Below are 17097 nucleotides of genomic sequence, written 5' to 3' on the forward strand. Positions count from 1 at the left end.
TGTGCAAGCCCGGCTCGGTGAAGCCGCACACCAAGTTCGAGGCCGAGGTCTATATCCTGACCAAGGAAGAAGGCGGCCGCCACACGCCGTTCTTCGCGAACTACCGCCCGCAGTTCTACTTCCGCACGACGGATGTGACCGGCACGGTGACGCTGCCCGAGGGCACCGAAATGGTCATGCCCGGCGACAACCTGAAGTTCGGCGTCGAGCTGATCGCCCCGATCGCCATGGAAGACGGCCTGCGCTTCGCCATCCGCGAAGGCGGCCGCACCGTCGGCTCGGGCGTCGTGTCCAAGATCATCGAGTAATCGATGATCGCCTGATGGGCTGTTAAAGATGTGTCCAAGATCATCGAGTAATCGATGATCGCCTGATGCGCTGTTAAAGATGTGTCCAGGATCATCGGGTAATCGATGATCGACCGGCACCGCCCGTGTCGAAGGTCGCCGAATGACCTTTCAGCGCCGCTCTTCGGGGCGGCGCATCCCGGAATAAAAAAAGCGGGCGTTTGCCCGCTTTTTCATGTGCATCGTGCGAAGACGTATGAGGGGCGCCCACCGGGCGCCCCTGCTCCTGCGGTCTGACGACCAGAAGACAAGGATAGCCCCGAGGGTCTTTCCCTGCCTTCGTCCCGACATCAGTTCGTGAAGTCGCGGATCATCGACGATGCGGTTTCTTTGGCATTCGTGCGTCCGGTCTCGGCGTTTGCGGCCTGCAGAACGGCAACGGCTTCGGCGTTGGTCAGGCCGGAGACGTCCGCGCTCGGGACCAGTTTGACCAATGTGGCGCGGGCATAGTCGCCCGTGTTATAGGCCTGGGCCGATGCGACGCCGGTCAGGGCGGCGGTTGCGGTCAGGGCTGCGGCGGTGAGAACTGCAAAACGGTTCATGAGTGATCTCCTGTTTGATCGGCTGCGCACCGGTGGGTGCGTGAATGACTGTCCGTGTACTGGACATGTGATATATCGTTTGGGATCATCGGTTTATCAAATCACGGGATCGCTCTCGCAGAATGCCTGCGATGTGATCTTGAATGTGAAGAATAGATGACAGATCGTCGGAAACTGCCGCGCGGCCTGATACAGTAGGCTCTGCGCGCTCACGCGTTTTTGATTCTTCGTGAGGCTATCTTAAGGAAACCCGAAAGTTTTGTAATTGCACCGGCGTTGTGCAGCCATGCACAACCCCGCAAACCGCGAAGCCGGGCGTGGCAGGGCCGCTTGCCGCGCGCGCCGCAGCTTCTATTCTGACCCGCATGAGAGAGCTTGCCCCATCCCCCGACGCCGTGGTCGAAACCAGCTTCGTGCTCAACGGGCCAGACCGCGGCGCGCGCCTTGCGCCGTCCGAGATCTGCGACACCCTGCGCGGCGATGCGTTGGGCTGGGTTCACCTGCGGGCGCAGCACCCCGATACGCCAGGCTGGATCATCGCGAATCTGTCGTATCTTGATCCGACGATCATCGACGCGCTGGTCGCCGAAGAGACGCGCCCCCGCGTCACCCGCGTCGGCGACGGGTTGATCGTCATTCTGCGCGGCATAAACAGCATCGACGGCGAAGAACCCGAAGACATGGTTTCGATCCGGCTGTGGATCGACCCGCACCGAATCATCAGCCTGTCGCGCCGCCCGGTTCAGGCGATTTCGGATATTGCCGCCGATCTCGACCGGGGCCGGGGACCTGAGGACTGTGCCGCGTTTCTGGTCGAGCTGGTCGAGCGCCTGACCCAGAGGATCGAGAATTTCTGGAGCGGCATAGATGACGAGGCGGACGATCTGGAAGAGGCCGTCCTGATGGAAGCGGCGCCAGAGATCCGCCCCAGGCTGGTCGAACTGCGGCGTCGGGCGATCATCCTGCGGCGCTATCTTCAGCCCCAGCGGGATGCGCTGCGAAGCCTGCAAGGGGCGCACCCCGTCTGGCTGGGAAACGACGACCTGCGTCACCTCGCCGAAGAACTGGACGCGCTGGAGAGGGTCGTCGAGGACGCGGATGCGATGCGCGACCGCATGGCGCTGGTGCGTGACGAGATCGCGAGCCAGCTGTCGGACCGGCTGAACCGCAACATGTACATGCTGTCGGTCTTGTCCGCCCTGTTCCTGCCGCTCGGGTTTCTGACCGGCCTTTTGGGGATCAATGTCGCGGGTGTGCCCGGCGCCGGCAATGACAACGCCTTCTGGATCTTTGTTGGGGCGCTGGTCGGAGTGGTCGCGGTTCAGCTCGTGATTCTGCGCAAACTGAAGTGGATCTGACCCCGGCTTTCCCCTTGCAAAGCTGCGCTGCCTTTCGTAAAGGGTGCACCGGCCTTAGGGGTATAGCTCAGTTGGTAGAGCGACGGTCTCCAAAACCGTAGGCCCACGGTTCGAGTCCGTGTGCCCCTGCCATTTTCCAGACATCGCAACTGTTGTTCGACATCCAAAGGCCGTCTTTTCGACAAAAGACGGGTTTTGAACGATCAACGTGTCCTGCTGTCGATCTTGCTGCCCTTGCCGGGACACTGCGGTCAAATGCGACGTGCGCGATCAGCCTTGGCCAAGATCTACCGCCTTTTGCAGCACCGGTTCGGCCTCTTGGCGTAGGTAAAGGGGGCCGAAGTCCACTCCACCAGGCGAGAACGGTCTGATGCCGGCGGCGCGCAGCCGGGCGGTGCAGGTCTGGCGATGGAGACCGAATTCACTCTGCATGGTCGTAGGGGTCAGGAAGCGGCGGTGAAATTTGGCCTCTTCGTCCTCAGAGACATAAAGAACGGCCCGCCGCGTCACAGGGTGCCGAGTCCAGAATGCTGGCGCGTGGCCGGCCTCATGCAGTGCCGGATACCAGCCCCTGCGCCTCATGCCGATGCTGTTCGCAAAGACCGAGGCTGGTTGCCCGGTCGCCGTCGTTTCGTCGCGACGGCGGACATGGGGGCGCGCTCCAGCCAAGCTGTCGACCTCGGCCTTCAGAACCATGAACGATCGATAGCCCGATTGCCCGGAATCGCACGCAACCCTCATGCGCCTCTCTCTGATGGCATTCAGCATTGCGCCGACGGGCAGGCCGGTGCGCTGTTTCGCGAACTGGAGCCCCTCCCAGCCAGAACCATCGGCCGGATCGGGTTGCGTCAGGGCGTGCAGTTCCGCGACCAGCGCCAGCCCGTCGGCAAGCCGCCAGGGCGCCTTGACCCGAGGATGCTTGGTCAGTGGGCAAATGATTTTCTCTTCCCGTAGGGTGCGAAGCTGCGCTTCGGTCGCGCCCATGGCTGCCAGCATGTCCCCCCGTCCGACCAGTGTTGGGATCTCGGCCAGAAGCCACGCATGTTCGGCGGCATCGAAGGTGCGCAGCGCAGATGGGCGAGGATCCGCGGCGGGCAATGCCCCGGCATCGGTCAGGATCTGCTCGACCAGATTTGTCGAGACGCCGATCTCATTCGCCGCCGTTCTGGGGGTATGCAGGCGCCGCGCCGGCAGCACCTCGCCCAAGACGCGCTCACCGGCGGCAACCGGCCAGGTTTCGAGAATGCAATCCCGCAGCATCGTGCGGAACGGGTCGAAGGCTGCATCTGTCAGGTAGTCGTCGAGCGCGACATACAGCTTTCCGAACGTCTGCCGCGGCGCGATCTGCGTGCCGCCGCTGCTTCGGGCGAGATCCCGCAGGGCCTGGCGGAAGGCCGCCTCTCCTTGGGAGAGCACAGCGAAACCGGCTGCTTGAGCCTCTGCCTCCCGCCTGTCTCCAATGCTTGCTTCGGGGGAGCGATGTTGCAGCAGGGCCATCCCGAAGAGCGCGCAGATCGTTGTTACTGCATATACACCGTGCCCGGCCAGCCAGGTCGGATCCTCGCCGGTCTCGAGGCGCATATCCAGCCAGAGATCGTAATCTGTCGGTGCAGAGCAGGGTCGATTAAACGCCCCGGCCATGATCCTGGGGGCAAGATCGCGCAGCCGGGCCGCGCTGTCGAACCTCTCGGCAGGCTTGGCGACCTCCCAAAGCGGCACGAGAGGGTGGTGGTGGTGGCAGCAGAGATTGACCGACCGCAACAGCCAGTCGCCCCGCATCGCCATAAACCGCTCCGGATGGCCAGGCGTTGCCTGGGCATCCTCTTGCAGGCACAACGGGCAACCCCGCATGACCGGGTTGCGCAGGGCGCGCGACACAAAGGCTTCACCTCTGAAAGCCATTCTGACGTCGCCGGCAGGCACGCCGGTCCAAGACGCAAGTTCATCGCGTATCGCAGGTTCCAGCCCCGCCGCTTCGGCCAGACAATCAAGGGCAGCGGTTTCCAGGTCCAGAAAGCGGCGAATCTGATGGCCGAGATCGATGGAAAAGTCGCTCATCTCCGCTGCATTCATCGTGGCGAAACGCGAAAGGAAGGACAGGACCGTTTCGCGCGGAGCCGGGAGCGGACGGAGAGGCAGTGGGAAAGGCATCGAAGTTCCTATCGGTCTTGTCCTGCGGAAGATGGGACAACGATCGATCTCGGTCCAGACCGGATCAACACAAGGGGGCAGGTCCGGGCAAAAGGGCCTAGCGCGATAGCGAAACGGGTCTCAGATTTCGTGCTATCAACCAAGTGCGCGGCAGGTCAGGGCATGATGAGTGCGGCCCTCCGAGACCAGATCCGCTCAGGGCGGGGGAACTGGACCTTCTCTGCGCGTGCGATGCTCCCTCGCAAGGACATGGAAGCGGACATTCCGCTAGGATCACGCTGCCAGAACCCGCATGACCGACATAGCGGGCGGATTGCAGTCATTCGCTGCAGCTTGAACATACGGCTGCTTTGAGGAAATCAAGTCGATTGATTAGGTCAGTTCACTTACGGCTTTCGCTTGCTTCCGAAATCGGCGAACGATGATTTCTTCGAAATCATCAATGAAGGTGAACACAACCGGGATCACGAGGAGGCTCAGCACTGTCGAGGTCATCAGTCCCCCGATAACCACGGTCGCCATCGGCTGACGGAAGCTGGGATCGCCCTCGACCAAGCTCAGGGCCGCAGGCAGCATGCCGCAGGACATCGCGACGGTCGTCATGATGATCGGACGTGCTCGTTTGTGGCAGGCGTCGACAAGCGCGTCGAACCGGTTCATGCCACCCTTGCGGGCGACCAGCGCATAATCGACCAGCAGGATTGAGTTTTTCGACACGATCCCCATCAATAGCAGCAGGCCAATGACCGCCGGCATCGAAAAGCTGGTGCTCGTGATGACCAGCGGGAACAGTGCTCCACCGAGTGCAAGCGGCAGTGCCGCGAGGATCGTAACCGGCTGCAGGAAGTCGCGGAACAGGATCACCAGAACCGCGTAGACGCAGAAGATCCCCAGTGCCATCGCCGTGGCGAAATTGGTGAACAGTTCCGACTGCCGCTTGAGATCCCCCTGCTCGATGAAATGCACGCCCGACGGCAGGTTGCGATAGGCGTCGAGCTGCGCGACCTCGGCGTTGACCTCGGATAGCGACCGCCCGTTCAGCTCGATCGTGACCGACACGTTGCGTGAACGATCGAGGCGATTGATTTCGGACGGCGATGACCCGAGCGAGATCTCGGCAATGGCGCCGAGCGTCACGTTACCGTCCGACCCCGCAACCGGGATAAGCTTGATCTGGTCAAGACTTTGCCGCGCCTGTTCGGCCAGCGTCACCCGGATCGGCACCTGCCGTTCGGGCAGGTTCAACTGGGACAGCGCGGAGTCGTAGGCCCCCGAGGTGGCGACCCGGATTGCATTGGAGATGGCACGCGATGTCACCCCGTAGGATGCGGCGCGTGCGAGATCGGGGGTGATGATGATTTCGGGCGACTGGATCGACGCCGAGGATGTGACGTTGCCGATGCCCGCGACATTCGCGCGGATTTCTTCGCCCAGATCGTCGGCCGCCTGTTCCAGCGCGTCGGAATTGTCGCCGGCCATGGTGATCTGCAGTTGCGTGCCGTTGCCGCCCGATCCCACCTCGATCCGCGCGCCCGGAATGTCCTGCACAGCTCGGCGGATGTTCGCCTCGATATCGGTCTGGGACACGTCGCGGTCGTCGATGTTGGTCAGGTCGACCACGATGGTGGCCGATGTGACGGAACTGGTGGTGCTGCCTCCCCCCATGCCGCCGCTTGATGCGGACCCGGTCGCCTGGAACACGGCGCGGACGTGGTCCACGCCTGCCAGCGCTTCAGAAACCTCGCGCGACGTGGCATCGGTCTGCTCGATTGTCGACCCGGGTGCCGTCGAGACGGTGACCTGCGTTTGGCTGTCGTCGGAGGCAGGAAAGAAGCCGGTCGAAATCTGACCCAGCATCAGAACCGTCAGGGCAAAGAACACGATCACCCCCAGCACCGGCATCCAGCGGCGGCGCAACGAGCCCCGGATCACCGTCATGTAGCTGCGCATCAGGAAACCGTCCCGCTCGTCCTTTAGAGGTTTCGATTTCAGCATGTAGGCCGCCATCATCGGCGTCACGAAGCGTGCGACCAGCAGCGAGAAGAACACGGCGACACAGGCCGTGATACCGAACTGTTTGAAGATGATGCCGATGACCCCGCCCATGAAGGCGGTCGGCGCAAACACGGCGATCAGCGTGAACGTGGTGGCGATCACGGCAAGGCCGATCTCGTCAGCGGCCTCCATCGACGCGTCGTAGGCAGTCTTGCCCATCTGCATGTGCCGCTCGATATTCTCAACCTCGACGATGGCGTCGTCGACGAGGATCCCCACCACGAGCGACAGCGCCAGAAGGGTCACGGTGTTGAGCGAATAGCCCATGAAATCCATGACCAGAAACGTCGGGATGATCGACAGGGGCAGCGCGACGGCAGCCAGCAGCGTGCCACGCCAGTCCATCAGAAACAGGAACACCACGATCACGGCGATGATGGCCCCTTCGTAGAGCATGTCCATGGATGCGGAGTAGTTCTGTTCGGCCGGCAGGATGGTGTTGTAGGCCTCACTGATCGTCACCTGCGGGTTTTCCGCCGCGAACTCCTCGACGGCCTCACGCGTATTCTCCGTCACGGCAATGTCGGAGTAGCCGGTGAGACGCTTGATCTGCGCTGCGATCACCGGCTTGCCGTCGAGATAGGCGAGCGACGACAGGTCCGAAAAGGTGTCGGTGACGGTGCCAAGCTCGTCCAGCCGCACCCAGCTTCCGTTAGGCAGCGGGATCGGGAGGGCGCGCAGATCCTCGACGCTTTCCGATGCGGCCAGAACTCGGACGGATTGCGATCCATTCCCGATCTCGGCCTTGCCACCGGAAAGATCGCGCTGCACGTCGTCCAGCTGGGCGTTCACGTCGGCGGTGGACAGGCCCAGACCGCTCAGCAGAAGCGGGTCCAGCTCGACCCGGATTTCGCGGTCCACCCCGCCAAGGCGACCCACCTCACCGACCCCGTCGACGGACATCAGCGCGCGTTTGAAATCGTTGTCGATGAACCAGCTCAGTTCCGCATCGTCCAGTTTGTCGGAACTGACGACGTAGGTGATCAGCGGCCCGCCGGATATCGTCGATTTGGACACGGTGGGGGCATCCATCTCGGTTGGCAGATCGCTTTGCGCCTGATCCACGGCGGATTGCACCTCGTCCGCGGCGGTCTGCACATCCTTGCCGACCTCGAAGGCGACGGCGATGCTGACCGATCCGTCGGTGATCGTCGTCGTCACAGAGTCAAGCTGCGACAGTCCGGTCAGCTGATCCTCGATCTTGCGCGCGACCTCGGTCTCCAGCTGGGCCGCAGCAGCCCCGTCGAGACTAGCCGAGATGTTGATCGTCGGCAGGGTCATGTCGGGGAAGTTCTGGATGTCCAGCCGGTTGAACGCCATCAATCCGGTTATGGTCAGCAGGACGAAGGCGAGGATCGGTGTGACCGGGTTCTTGATCGACCATGCGGAAAAGTTCATCGGTCTTGCTCCGCGTCGGTCGAGTTGTCCTGCGCGGCGGTTGCCTCGGCAATCCGCACGATCGAGCCATCGGACAGGAACGCGCCGCCCGACTCGACGATCTGCATGTCTGCGGACAGCCCGCTGATGATTTCCACGAGGTCGTCCTGGCGTCTTCCGGTCTCGACGCGGATGCGGGAAACGGTCGGCGTCTCGCCCTGCTCCAGCGCGAAGACGTAGGAAAACCCGTCCTGCATCACCACGGCGGATGAGGGCACCGAGAGGGCCTCGCTCTCGCCGACCTTGAAGATGCCGGAGATCATGATGCCCGTCTTAGGTTGCACCGTCTCGTCGGGTGGCATGAGCGAGACATAGACGATCACCCGTCCGTTGCTTTCGGAAACCGACGGCGCGATGCGCCGCACCTCGCCGGGCATGTCGCCCAGCGGGGTCGGCACGCTGACCGGGGTGCCGACCTCGATGTTGCGCAGCTGGTTCAGCGGCACCTCTGCCTGCCATTCGACACGGCCGTCGCGCACGAGCCGGAACAGCTCCTCGCCGGCGCTCACCACGTCGCCGACCGCCGCGCTGCGGCTTGAGATCACGCCACCGGTCACGGCGACGACCTCCGTATGGTCGAGGTCGAGCCGCGCCGACGCCAGTTGCGCTTCAGCAGAGGACACGTCGGCCTTGGCCTTGCGTTCGGTCGAGAGGTATTCGGCGGCCTGCTGCTGCGAGATCGCGCTGCCGCCGCTCAGCTTGCGCGCGCGATCCGCATCGGCGGTCGCCAGCTCGAGCGAGGCGCGGGCGGATTCCAGCGCAGCCTCCAGTTGCCGAATGTCGTTTTCCAGCGATCCACGCGAAAACCGGGACAGAACATCGCCCTTGGCCACGGTGTCGCCGACGCTGGCGTTGACGCTTTCGATCATCTGTCCCCCGATCTGGGCAGAGATCACCACGTCCTGCCAGGCCGCGAGCCAGCCGTTGGCCCGTACCGACTCCGGCCAGACCTCCGTCTGCGGTGATACGAGCGAAACGGTCAGGGCGGCGGCAGTCTGCGCCGGTTCGGAGGCCTCTGCCGGGGCCTCGCTGCCGTTCGGCAGCGCCAGGACCGCCACGGCGATCAGTGCGGCAGCGCCGACGCAGGCAAGGAGCAGTTTTCGTTTCAGGGTCATGAGAGGCTTTCGATTCAACTGCGTGCGGCGGCGGTCGGGGGCACCCAGCCCCCGCCCACGGCCTTGTAGAGCGTGATCCATTGCACCAGAAGCGCCTGGCGCTGGCTGATGCGGGTGATACGGGCGGACTGCACCTGACGGCGGGCATCCTCGCGGTCGAGCAGCGAGGCGCCACCGGCCCGCCAGTCCTCGTCCAATGCGTCGAAATAGGCTTGATACTGCTGCACAAGGGTTTCCGCGCTGGTCAGATTGGCGCGCGCCGCTTCAAGGCGGGTGAGCGCACCATCGACCTCGGACACGGCCGTCAGGACGGTGGACCGATAGTTTTCCGCGGCGATCAGAGCGTCCGAATTAGCCACGCCCACCGATGCGCGCTTGGCGCCGCCGTCGAAAATCGGCAAGGACAGCGCCGGGCCGAATGACCAGGATCTGGTATCGGAGTGGGTCACGCTGCCGCTGAGCGTCAGCGACGGATAGAGGTTGGCGCGCGCGACCTTCATATCCAGAAGCGCAGCGGCAAACCGCTGCTCCGCCTCGATCACATCGGGCCTCTGGCGCAGCATGTCGGCGGGCACCGAAGCAATGCGGAACGTCCTGGCAGACGGGAGCCCGCCGCCCTTGGCAAGCAGCGCATCGATCTGTCCTTGCGACACGCCGACCACCCGCGACAGGCTTTGCGCCGCCACCTTGCAGTCGGCCTGCTGGGACGTGAGGGTGATCTGCGCATTCGCGACATTGGCCTGCGCGAGCGACAGATCCGATGACGCGCTCATCCCGGCGTCGACCAGGCTCCGCGTCGCGGTCAGGGTGTCCTGCTGCGAGCTCAGCGCGTCGCGGTATTCCGCTTCGGCGAGCTTGCAGGCGCGATAGTCCACGTAGCCGTCGGCGACCTCGGCCGCGAGCGATACGTAGGAGCCTGCATAGGCGACGTCCTCGGCGCGCGCCCGCACTTTTGCGGCGCGCGCGTTGTTCCGCAGCTTACCGAACAGGTCGATTTCCCAGCTGGCGTCCAGGAGGGCCGAGCGGCTTTCGGTGCGGCCGGCAAGCTCTGTCTCGTCCACGGAGGCGGACAGCGTGCCGGTCACATCGGGGTAAAGATCGGCGCCGGACTGTCCCGCCTGGGCGCGGGCCGACAGGACATTTGCCGCGGCAGTGCGCAGATCGGGGCTCCGGGCGCGCGACAGGGTCAGCATCTGCGTCAGTTGCGTATCGCCGACCCGCGACCACCAGTCCACATCCAGATCTGTGCCGGCTTGCGGCACGGCCGCGTCAAACCGCGCCGCGACGGCCTGCCTCGCATCGGGCCGCACCACCGGCACGCCGCACCCTGCAAGGGCGCAGACGGCGCAAAGGACTGGGGCAATCTTCATTCGCAGACTCCGGAATTCGTCGAAACCGGTATGCCGCGGGGAATTGTAAAGTTGTGTCAAGTCTTTGCAAAGTTAGCAAAAGCTGGCTTTCCGCGCCGCGCTTAGTCCGTATGGTTGGGACAAGAGGATGCCGGATGACAACCATACTGCTGATCGACGACGACACCGAACTGACCGGACTGCTCGGAGAGTACATGGAGCAGGAAGGGTTTCGCGTGGCCATCGCGGAAGACGGCGAACGCGCCTTCGGACGGATCGTGGATTCGCGCGCCGACATCGTCGTGCTCGACATCATGATGCCCAAGGTCGACGGGCTTCAGGTGCTGCGCCGCATCCGGGCGGAAAGCACGGTGCCGGTACTCATGCTGACCGCCCGTGGGGACGAGGCGGACCGGATCGCGGGCCTGGACCTCGGGGCTGACGACTACCTGGCCAAGCCCTGCTCGCCCGCAGAACTGGTCGCGCGGATCCGCGCCATCCTGCGCCGCACCCGGCCCACTGATGACAAGGCCGATGCGGTGGCCAGTGTCCAGCGCGAAGGACCGCTTTCCATCGACCGGCAGCGCCGCATCGTGACCTGGGCAGACGCGCCTGTCGTCCTGACCGGGATCGAATTCAACATTCTCGACGTCCTGATCGCGCAAGTCGGCAAACCCGTGTCGCGCGCGGACATTTCGTTGCAGGGTCTCGGCCGTCCGCTTGCCTCCTACGACCGGGCCGTCGACGTGCATGTCTCCGCCATCCGTCAGAAGATCGGGACGTTCGAGGACGGCCGCTCTCCGATCCAGAGTCTGCGCGGTATTGGCTATGTTCTCGTCAGGGAGTGACCGTCGATGATCGTCCGGGTCTTCGGCTTCATCTGGAGCGCAACGTTCCTGACGTTGCTCCTGTTCTCGGCGCTGATCTACTTCGTCGATCTGACCCCGCCCGAGGATGTCCGCCGCAGAACCGAGACCGAGTTGCTGATCACAGATCTCGGCCTGGTCTACGACAGGCTGGGGCCATCGGGCGCGCGTTCACACTTCGGGACGATCGCGCCTGGGCATCCGCAATTCCGGCTGGAGGACGATGCAACATGTTCCGATCCTGCAACCATCGGCACGCCCGCGCGGGGCTGCCTGCGGCTGGTCCACCTCGAAACCGCGCGCGACGGCCTTTCGCTGGCGCCGCCCATCCTGCTGCCACTGTTCATCGGTGCTCTGGTCAGCGCTGTCATGGCAATCTTTCTGTCGCGCTGGCTGACCCGCCCGCTCCGCGACGTGAGCCAAGGCCTCAAGGCGATTGCAGGCGGGCGGCTCGACACGCGGATCCTCGAACGCCTGCGCACCTCGAACAGTGAGATCCGCGATCTGGGCCGCGATTTCGACCTCGCCGCCGAACGGTTGCAGGCGCTGACCGAAGGCCGAAACCGCCTGTTCCACGACATCTCGCACGAGATACGCTCGCCCTTGGCCCGACTGCGCGCGGCAGTTGGCCTGATCGAAGTGAACCCAGCAAAGGGTGCGGCACTCGCTGGACGAATGGAGTGCGATATTGCCCGGCTGGACCGTCTGGTCGACGAAATCCTGACACTCGCAAGGCTGGACCGCGGTGAGCCATTGAGCACGGTCGAAGCCTTCGACCTGCTTGATATTATCGAGAACATCATTTCCGACGCCAATTTCGAAGGCCGCGAAAACGAAATCAGTGTGATATACCGGGGTGACGAAAAACTGGAGCTGACGGGAAACCCTGAACTGCTGCACCGCGCCTGCGAGAACGTCGTCCGAAATGCGTTGTCCTATTCGGCCCACGGCGAGACTGTGTCCGTGACCGGCAGCCAGAACCGTGACGGGATTGTGCTCGAGATCGCGGACACCGGGCCGGGCGTGCCCAATTCCAATCTCAAGGCGATCTTCAGCCCGTTCGTCCGTGTCGACACCGAAACGGCATCAAAAGGGATCGGCCTCGGTCTTGCGATCGCTGCGAGCGCCGTTCGATCGCATGGAGGAGAGATAAAAGCACTGAACCGCGAGCAGGGCGGGCTACTGATCAGGATCTCAATTCCTTTTGGCCCTCCCAAACATTCTTTTGTCTGACCTTTGCGGACTTTGGTTTGGGTTAGCATCGACGTCTGCTTTGGGCCGGGAACGAGAGGCGCGCCCATGCTGCGACTGCGAAGCATATTAAGACCAGCACAGTCAGTTTTGGGCTCGAAGCCGACCTTCGCCGCAGATCGATGGTATAGTTGGGCGTCGGCGAAGTTCCGAGGACGTGGTGGGGCCGGTGGAGTGGAGGAACCGCCATGTCTACCGCCAACCTACCAGCAATCCGTGCCTGCCGGCCCGCTTGGAACAAAGGGCGCATCGTCGGCCAGAAGCGTCCGCTGCAACCGAAGGATGTTTGGGCTATCAGGGTCCGGCTGGAGATCGCCCATCGGACCCGAGAACTGGCGCTATTTAATCTCGCCATCGACAGCAAATTGCGTGGCTGCGACTTGGTACGGCTCAAGGTCGCCGACGTCTACGCGGCGGGGCAGGTCAAGCACCGCGCTGCGATAGTTCAGAGCAAGACAAGCAGGCCCGTCAGTTTCGAGATTACCGATGGGACCCGCAAGGCAATCGAAGCTTGGCTCGAATCCCCGTTAATGGTCGGGTCGGAGCATCTCTGGCCGGGAAGGTTTCACGAACGGCTTCACATTTCGACGCGGCAGTATGCTCGCCTCGTCCGGGACTGGGTGACCTCTATCGGTCTCGAGCCGAGCGCCTACGGCACCCATTCCATGCGCCGCACCAAGGTTGCGCAGATTTATAGGAAGACTGGCAATCTTAGAGCAGTGCAGCTCTTGCTTGGCCACACAAAAATGGACAGCACCGTGCGCTACCTCGGCGTCGAGCTTGAGGATGCGCTTGCGATCGCAGAGTCGGTAGAGATCTGAGCGCCAGGGGCCGGTCCGTCGCGGCCGGCCCAGACCGGACGTTCGGCGCATGTGTCGGCGACCGTCGCTCCCGGCCCATTCCGGACCTTCGGACGGCCTGCCGGGGCCGCGGTGCGGCGTCGCTAAAGCGGCCGTCGGAGAAGTCGCGCAGCATCGGTCACTCAGTAAAGGTCAGTCGGTACAGGCGTTCCTTCGGGCCCACAATCTGGAGCACTCCATGAGCCGCGGTGGGAACTGCCATGACAATGCGGTCGCCGAGAGCTTCTTCAACCTGCTCAAGCGTGAACGGATCAGACGACGGATCTACCGGACGCGCGAGGAAGCTAGGCAAAGACGTGTTCGACTATATCGAGATGTTCTACAACCCGAAGCGCAAGCACGCCCGAAAGGAGATGCTGTCTGTAGCGCGACTTCGAGCGGCTGCAGAAACTGAGACACGAAGGGGTCAAAAAAACGCGGGGGCTATTCAGGGAGACTCATCCCCCACGCCCACCTTCACTAGCGAGAAGGATACGCCCCAGAAGGCCGTTCCAAGAATTAGAAGTAGATAGAAAAGGCGTGCTTTCGTCATTGAGTGGACCGCCGCGGCAATGCGGCGGTCCACGGCTGAATCACGGACGAACAGCCGTCACCTCAAGTTCAACCAGCCAGGCCGGCGAAGCCAGCGCGTCCACAACCATCGCCGAGCGGGTGGGTACGTTCGGTTGCGCCTCGGTGGCGAAGAACTGCGTGTATCCGGCCATGAAACCGCTGAAATCGACCGGCTGGCCGTCCTCGGCGACGAGGAATGCCTGCATCTTGATCACGTCGCCCATGCTCAGATCCAGCGAAACCAACGTTTTCTCGATGCGCGTCAGGACGGATACGGTCTGCTCTTCCATGTTGCCGTACGCTTCGATGCCCGTCGCGTCGCCGGCATCAGCCTTCTTCGCGGGAACCACGCCGCTGAGATAGACGGTAGTGGCATCGCCTGGGACCTCTACCGCCTGCAGAATCGGGAAATCCGAGTTTGGGATCGGGTGGCGGATCACCTCATCAGCATGGGCGATCGTGCCGAAGGCGACAAAGGCGGCGGCCAGGGTGGCTGCAAATTTCATTGTCTAGACTTTCATTCCTTGGGTTTTCAGTTGTCCGGGCAGGTCTAGCCCGCCCGGAAGATACGGTGTCAACGCGACGCGGCAACCGTTTCGGCGGTGGCCGGGTCTTCGGACCATTCGTTGCCGAAACCGGTGCGGATGTAGTTCACGACTGCCGCAACCTGTTCGTCGTCAAGCTGGCCGCCCAATGCCGGCATTCCGCGCAGACCGTTCACGATCACGTAGATTGGGTAGTCCGCACCCAACAGGTTCTCATTGCCGGCCAACGCGGGATACATCCCGGCGCCGACAGCACCTTTGCCATTCGGCATGTGGCAGGCGGCGCAGATCGCATTGTAGATGTCCTCGCCCTCGACCTGATCGAGTTTGGAAGGATTCTCGAACCAACCCGTCGTGTCGACGCGCGGTGCCTCGTCCGCGGTAGCGGGCAGGGCGGCGGCGCACAAGAGGGTGGCAATGGCTTTAATCTTCATGGCTCTTCCCCCTGGTCTCAGGTTGCCGTGACGGTTTCGTGAAGCCGCTTCACGGCATCGATCGACGACAGGATGGCACCTTCCATCCATGCAGGCAGGTAGGAGATGTGTTCGCCCGCCATCAGCGTACGCCCGTCCATCTGGCAGGCATCCATGTAATCGGCATCGCGGTCCTTCCACTGCCCAAAACAGCCCAGCGACCACGGCACGCGGTGCCAGCCGACGCCGACGCCGGTCTTGAATTCGTCGTGATACTGGGGATGGATCTGCGCGCCGTATTCCAGTGCCTTCTCGACCCGCTGTTCGCCGGGAAGCGCGTTGAACTGGTAGGAGTAGGCCCCCCAGACATAGGCCCCAAGCAACACGCCAGGGCCGTCGCTGAAATAGCCGGTCGAGGGATAGGAGATCTGCGAAATCGGCAGGTTCGTGTAGCTGATCCCGCCGTAGATATGTTCGTCCTCTTCCCAGAAGCGGCGCTTGAATTCCAACCCGACCTTGGTGGCGGAATAGTAGGGCATGTTCTGGATGATACCGGTCATTCGTGACGAGAAATTCGTCTCGATCTGACCGAGCACCGAGAACGGAATGGTGCAGATGCAGTAATCTGCTTCCTCGACGGTTTCCTCGCCTTCGCCCTCGGACGGGATCCAGGTTGCGCGCACTCCGGTTTCGGTGTTCTCGATGCGCGTGACCTTGGCACCATAGGTGATCAGGTCGCCGACCTCGCCTTCGAAACCGCGGGCAACCATGTCCATGCCACCCTTGGGCTGGAACATGGTGGTCTGCATGTGCAGGTGGTGACCACCACTAATCTTGGACCACAAGCCGGACTGCAGGATCACCGACAGAGGAGTGATCTCTGACGGCACCGGCTTGCCCGTGGTTCCGCCGCCTTCTGGGACTTTCCAGCCGCGATGCGAGGAGCTGGCCTCGCCCGTGACGTATTCGAGATCGTCATCCAGCACGCCCCAACCCTTCAGCGCGCTGACAAGAATCTCTGCATCTTCCTCGGTGACCATCTGGTCCAGCATGCCCTGGTCGGCAACCTTGGCCAGCAATTCGCTGACGCCACCGCGGAAATCGGCGTCGATTTCCTTGAAGCGTTGCGGTTTGCCGTCGAACGCATTCGTATCATGGACATAAGCGTTGTAGTTGACCTGCTGGAACGGTTCGAGCTCAACTCCGAAACGCTTGCAATAGTCGAGCACCGCGAAGTGGTCGGACGGAATTCGCCAGGGACCAGGGTTGATGTAGTTCCCTTCGGCGAAATCCACCTGCTGGGTGAAACCGCCGAGTTCCGTGTAGGTATCGCCGCTGCGCAGGGTCCAGCACCGGCCGCCTGCCTTTTTGCGGTATTCCAGTACCTTTACCGTGTATCCGGCGTTGCGGAGTTCGAATGCGGCCGTCATCCCGGCCAGACCGGCGCCCAAAATCAGGACGCTGGCGCCTTTCGGGTCGCCCTGCAGGTCAAGACGACCTGTCCAAGTAGATTCTTGCGCCAAGCCCATCTTGGACATGGCTCCATACATCACGGCACTGCCTGCCGCTGTTCCGATCATGGACAGCAACGCGCGCCGCGAAATCCCGGCTTCGTTTGGTAACATATATTCCTCGGATTTCTTCCTTAATCGCGACGTCAGTCGCGCGAACGATCGGAAGCAGTGTCGGCTCTGGTTCACAAGTCGAGCACCTGTGGCTGCCATGGCGATGCTCGTGGTTGGGTCAAAATATGTGCGAAGAACCGCGTCACTGATTGATTTGCGATCAGCGCAAAAGTGACGTGAACCTCGCCCTTCCGCCGGATGCACTGCTAAACCTGTAAATACGGTTGCCCCGCACTTAGAGTGGTGCGGGGCAAATTTTACCGGCGGCCACCATATTTCGAATAGGTTTAGCCACATTGCACACAGGGTAACCGCCCGATTGAGGCCGCCTGCCTGACGGCGGGGTTCCGAGCTAAGACACGTGCATAACGACGTCCTTAACGACGTGTCTTATTAGGAGGGGCCATGCTGGGCGAGGTTCTGGGCGTTGAGCGGCGCCGGCGGTGGAGCGAAGACGAGAAGCTCGAGATCCTGTCGGAGGTCGGTGTCGGCGGCGCGTCGGTGACGCAGGTGGCGCAGCGGCACGAGATCACGCGCTCCCAGATCTACGGCTGGCGGCGTGATCTGAAGAAGAAGGGCTTGTGGTCGCCGGATCGCGGGACCGTTTTCCTTCCGGTCGATTTTGGTGAGG

14 protein-coding genes, 1 tRNA gene and 1 pseudogene are annotated in these 17097 nt (G+C 62.7%); 8 read left to right on the forward strand and 8 right to left on the reverse strand.

The genetic code is table 11. The features are described from left to right. Nucleotides 1-308 (forward strand): EF-Tu C-terminal domain-related protein (locus ATI53_RS20870; protein ID WP_446000290.1); only part of this gene is annotated, 308 nt, incomplete at its 5' end. Nucleotides 309-637: 329 nt separating this feature from the next. Here the strand turns inward: ATI53_RS20870 and ATI53_RS20875 are convergent. Next, nucleotides 638-889, reverse strand: coding sequence for a hypothetical protein (locus ATI53_RS20875; protein WP_009503388.1), 252 nt, complete (start codon nucleotides 887-889; stop codon nucleotides 638-640). A 317-nt stretch (nucleotides 890-1206) separates the two neighbouring features. Here ATI53_RS20875 and ATI53_RS20880 point away from each other — a divergent pair, with 317 nt between their 5' ends. Further along, on the forward strand, nucleotides 1207-2247 hold the full coding sequence (locus ATI53_RS20880) for a zinc transporter ZntB (protein ID WP_223865979.1): 1041 nt from the start codon (nucleotides 1207-1209) through the stop codon (nucleotides 2245-2247). Nucleotides 2248-2303: 56 nt separating this feature from the next. Next, nucleotides 2304-2379, forward strand: a tRNA-Trp gene (locus tag ATI53_RS20885). Between the two features lie 138 nt (nucleotides 2380-2517). Here the strand turns inward: ATI53_RS20885 and ATI53_RS20890 are convergent. The 4 genes from ATI53_RS20890 to ATI53_RS20905 all read right to left on the reverse strand — a co-directional run bounded on the left by ATI53_RS20890 (nucleotide 2518) and on the right by ATI53_RS20905 (nucleotide 10375). Beyond that, a complete protein-coding gene (locus ATI53_RS20890) occupies nucleotides 2518-4398 on the reverse strand; it encodes a TniQ family protein (RefSeq protein ID WP_111551279.1) in 1881 nt (626 codons plus the stop codon). Between the two features lie 372 nt (nucleotides 4399-4770). Continuing rightward, on the reverse strand, nucleotides 4771-7851 hold the full coding sequence (locus ATI53_RS20895) for an efflux RND transporter permease subunit (protein ID WP_111551280.1): 3081 nt from the start codon (nucleotides 7849-7851) through the stop codon (nucleotides 4771-4773). After that, nucleotides 7848-9005 carry an efflux RND transporter periplasmic adaptor subunit gene (locus tag ATI53_RS20900; RefSeq protein ID WP_111551281.1) on the reverse strand — a complete coding sequence of 386 codons (1158 nt, stop codon included), beginning with the start codon at nucleotides 9003-9005 and terminating at the stop codon, nucleotides 7848-7850. Before ATI53_RS20900 ends, ATI53_RS20895 begins: the two co-directional genes overlap by 4 nt. A 14-nt stretch (nucleotides 9006-9019) precedes the next feature. Then, nucleotides 9020-10375: an efflux transporter outer membrane subunit gene (locus ATI53_RS20905; protein WP_111551282.1), complete on the reverse strand. Its 1356-nt coding sequence runs from the start codon at nucleotides 10373-10375 to the stop codon at nucleotides 9020-9022. Between the two features lie 134 nt (nucleotides 10376-10509). Between ATI53_RS20905 and ATI53_RS20910 the strand changes: the two genes are divergently transcribed. From ATI53_RS20910 to ATI53_RS20925, 4 genes and pseudogenes are all read left to right on the forward strand, one after another. After that, a complete protein-coding gene (locus ATI53_RS20910; protein WP_111551283.1) occupies nucleotides 10510-11202 on the forward strand; it encodes a response regulator transcription factor in 693 nt (230 codons plus the stop codon). A 6-nt stretch (nucleotides 11203-11208) separates the two neighbouring features. Continuing rightward, nucleotides 11209-12453: a sensor histidine kinase gene (locus ATI53_RS20915; RefSeq protein WP_111551284.1), complete on the forward strand. Its 1245-nt coding sequence runs from the start codon at nucleotides 11209-11211 to the stop codon at nucleotides 12451-12453. Nucleotides 12454-12659: 206 nt separating this feature from the next. Further along, a complete protein-coding gene (locus ATI53_RS20920; protein WP_111551285.1) occupies nucleotides 12660-13292 on the forward strand; it encodes a tyrosine-type recombinase/integrase in 633 nt (210 codons plus the stop codon). A gap of 181 nt (nucleotides 13293-13473) precedes the next feature. Further along, nucleotides 13474-13693: pseudogene (locus tag ATI53_RS20925) on the forward strand (IS3 family transposase); the annotation flags it as partial. A 210-nt stretch (nucleotides 13694-13903) separates the two neighbouring features. Here ATI53_RS20925 and ATI53_RS20930 read toward each other — a convergent pair. From ATI53_RS20930 to ATI53_RS20940, 3 genes are all read right to left on the reverse strand, one after another. After that, complete coding sequence (locus ATI53_RS20930) at nucleotides 13904-14389, reverse strand: RidA family protein (protein WP_111551286.1); 486 nt, start codon at nucleotides 14387-14389, stop codon at nucleotides 13904-13906. Nucleotides 14390-14457: 68 nt separating this feature from the next. Further along, nucleotides 14458-14862 (reverse strand): c-type cytochrome, encoded by a 405-nt coding sequence (locus ATI53_RS20935; protein ID WP_111551287.1) that lies wholly within the window; start codon nucleotides 14860-14862, stop codon nucleotides 14458-14460. 17 nt (nucleotides 14863-14879) lie between these two features. Then, nucleotides 14880-16565 (reverse strand): flavin monoamine oxidase family protein, encoded by a 1686-nt coding sequence (locus tag ATI53_RS20940; protein ID WP_223866041.1) that lies wholly within the window; start codon nucleotides 16563-16565, stop codon nucleotides 14880-14882. A 306-nt stretch (nucleotides 16566-16871) separates the two neighbouring features. Here ATI53_RS20940 and ATI53_RS20945 point away from each other — a divergent pair. Next, the coding region (locus tag ATI53_RS20945; protein WP_146609985.1) for a transposase at nucleotides 16872-17097 on the forward strand (226 nt) is incomplete at its 3' end.

The sequence above is a fragment of the Salipiger aestuarii genome, from assembly GCF_003259905.1.
Classification (GTDB): Bacteria; Pseudomonadota; Alphaproteobacteria; order Rhodobacterales; family Rhodobacteraceae; genus Salipiger; species Salipiger aestuarii.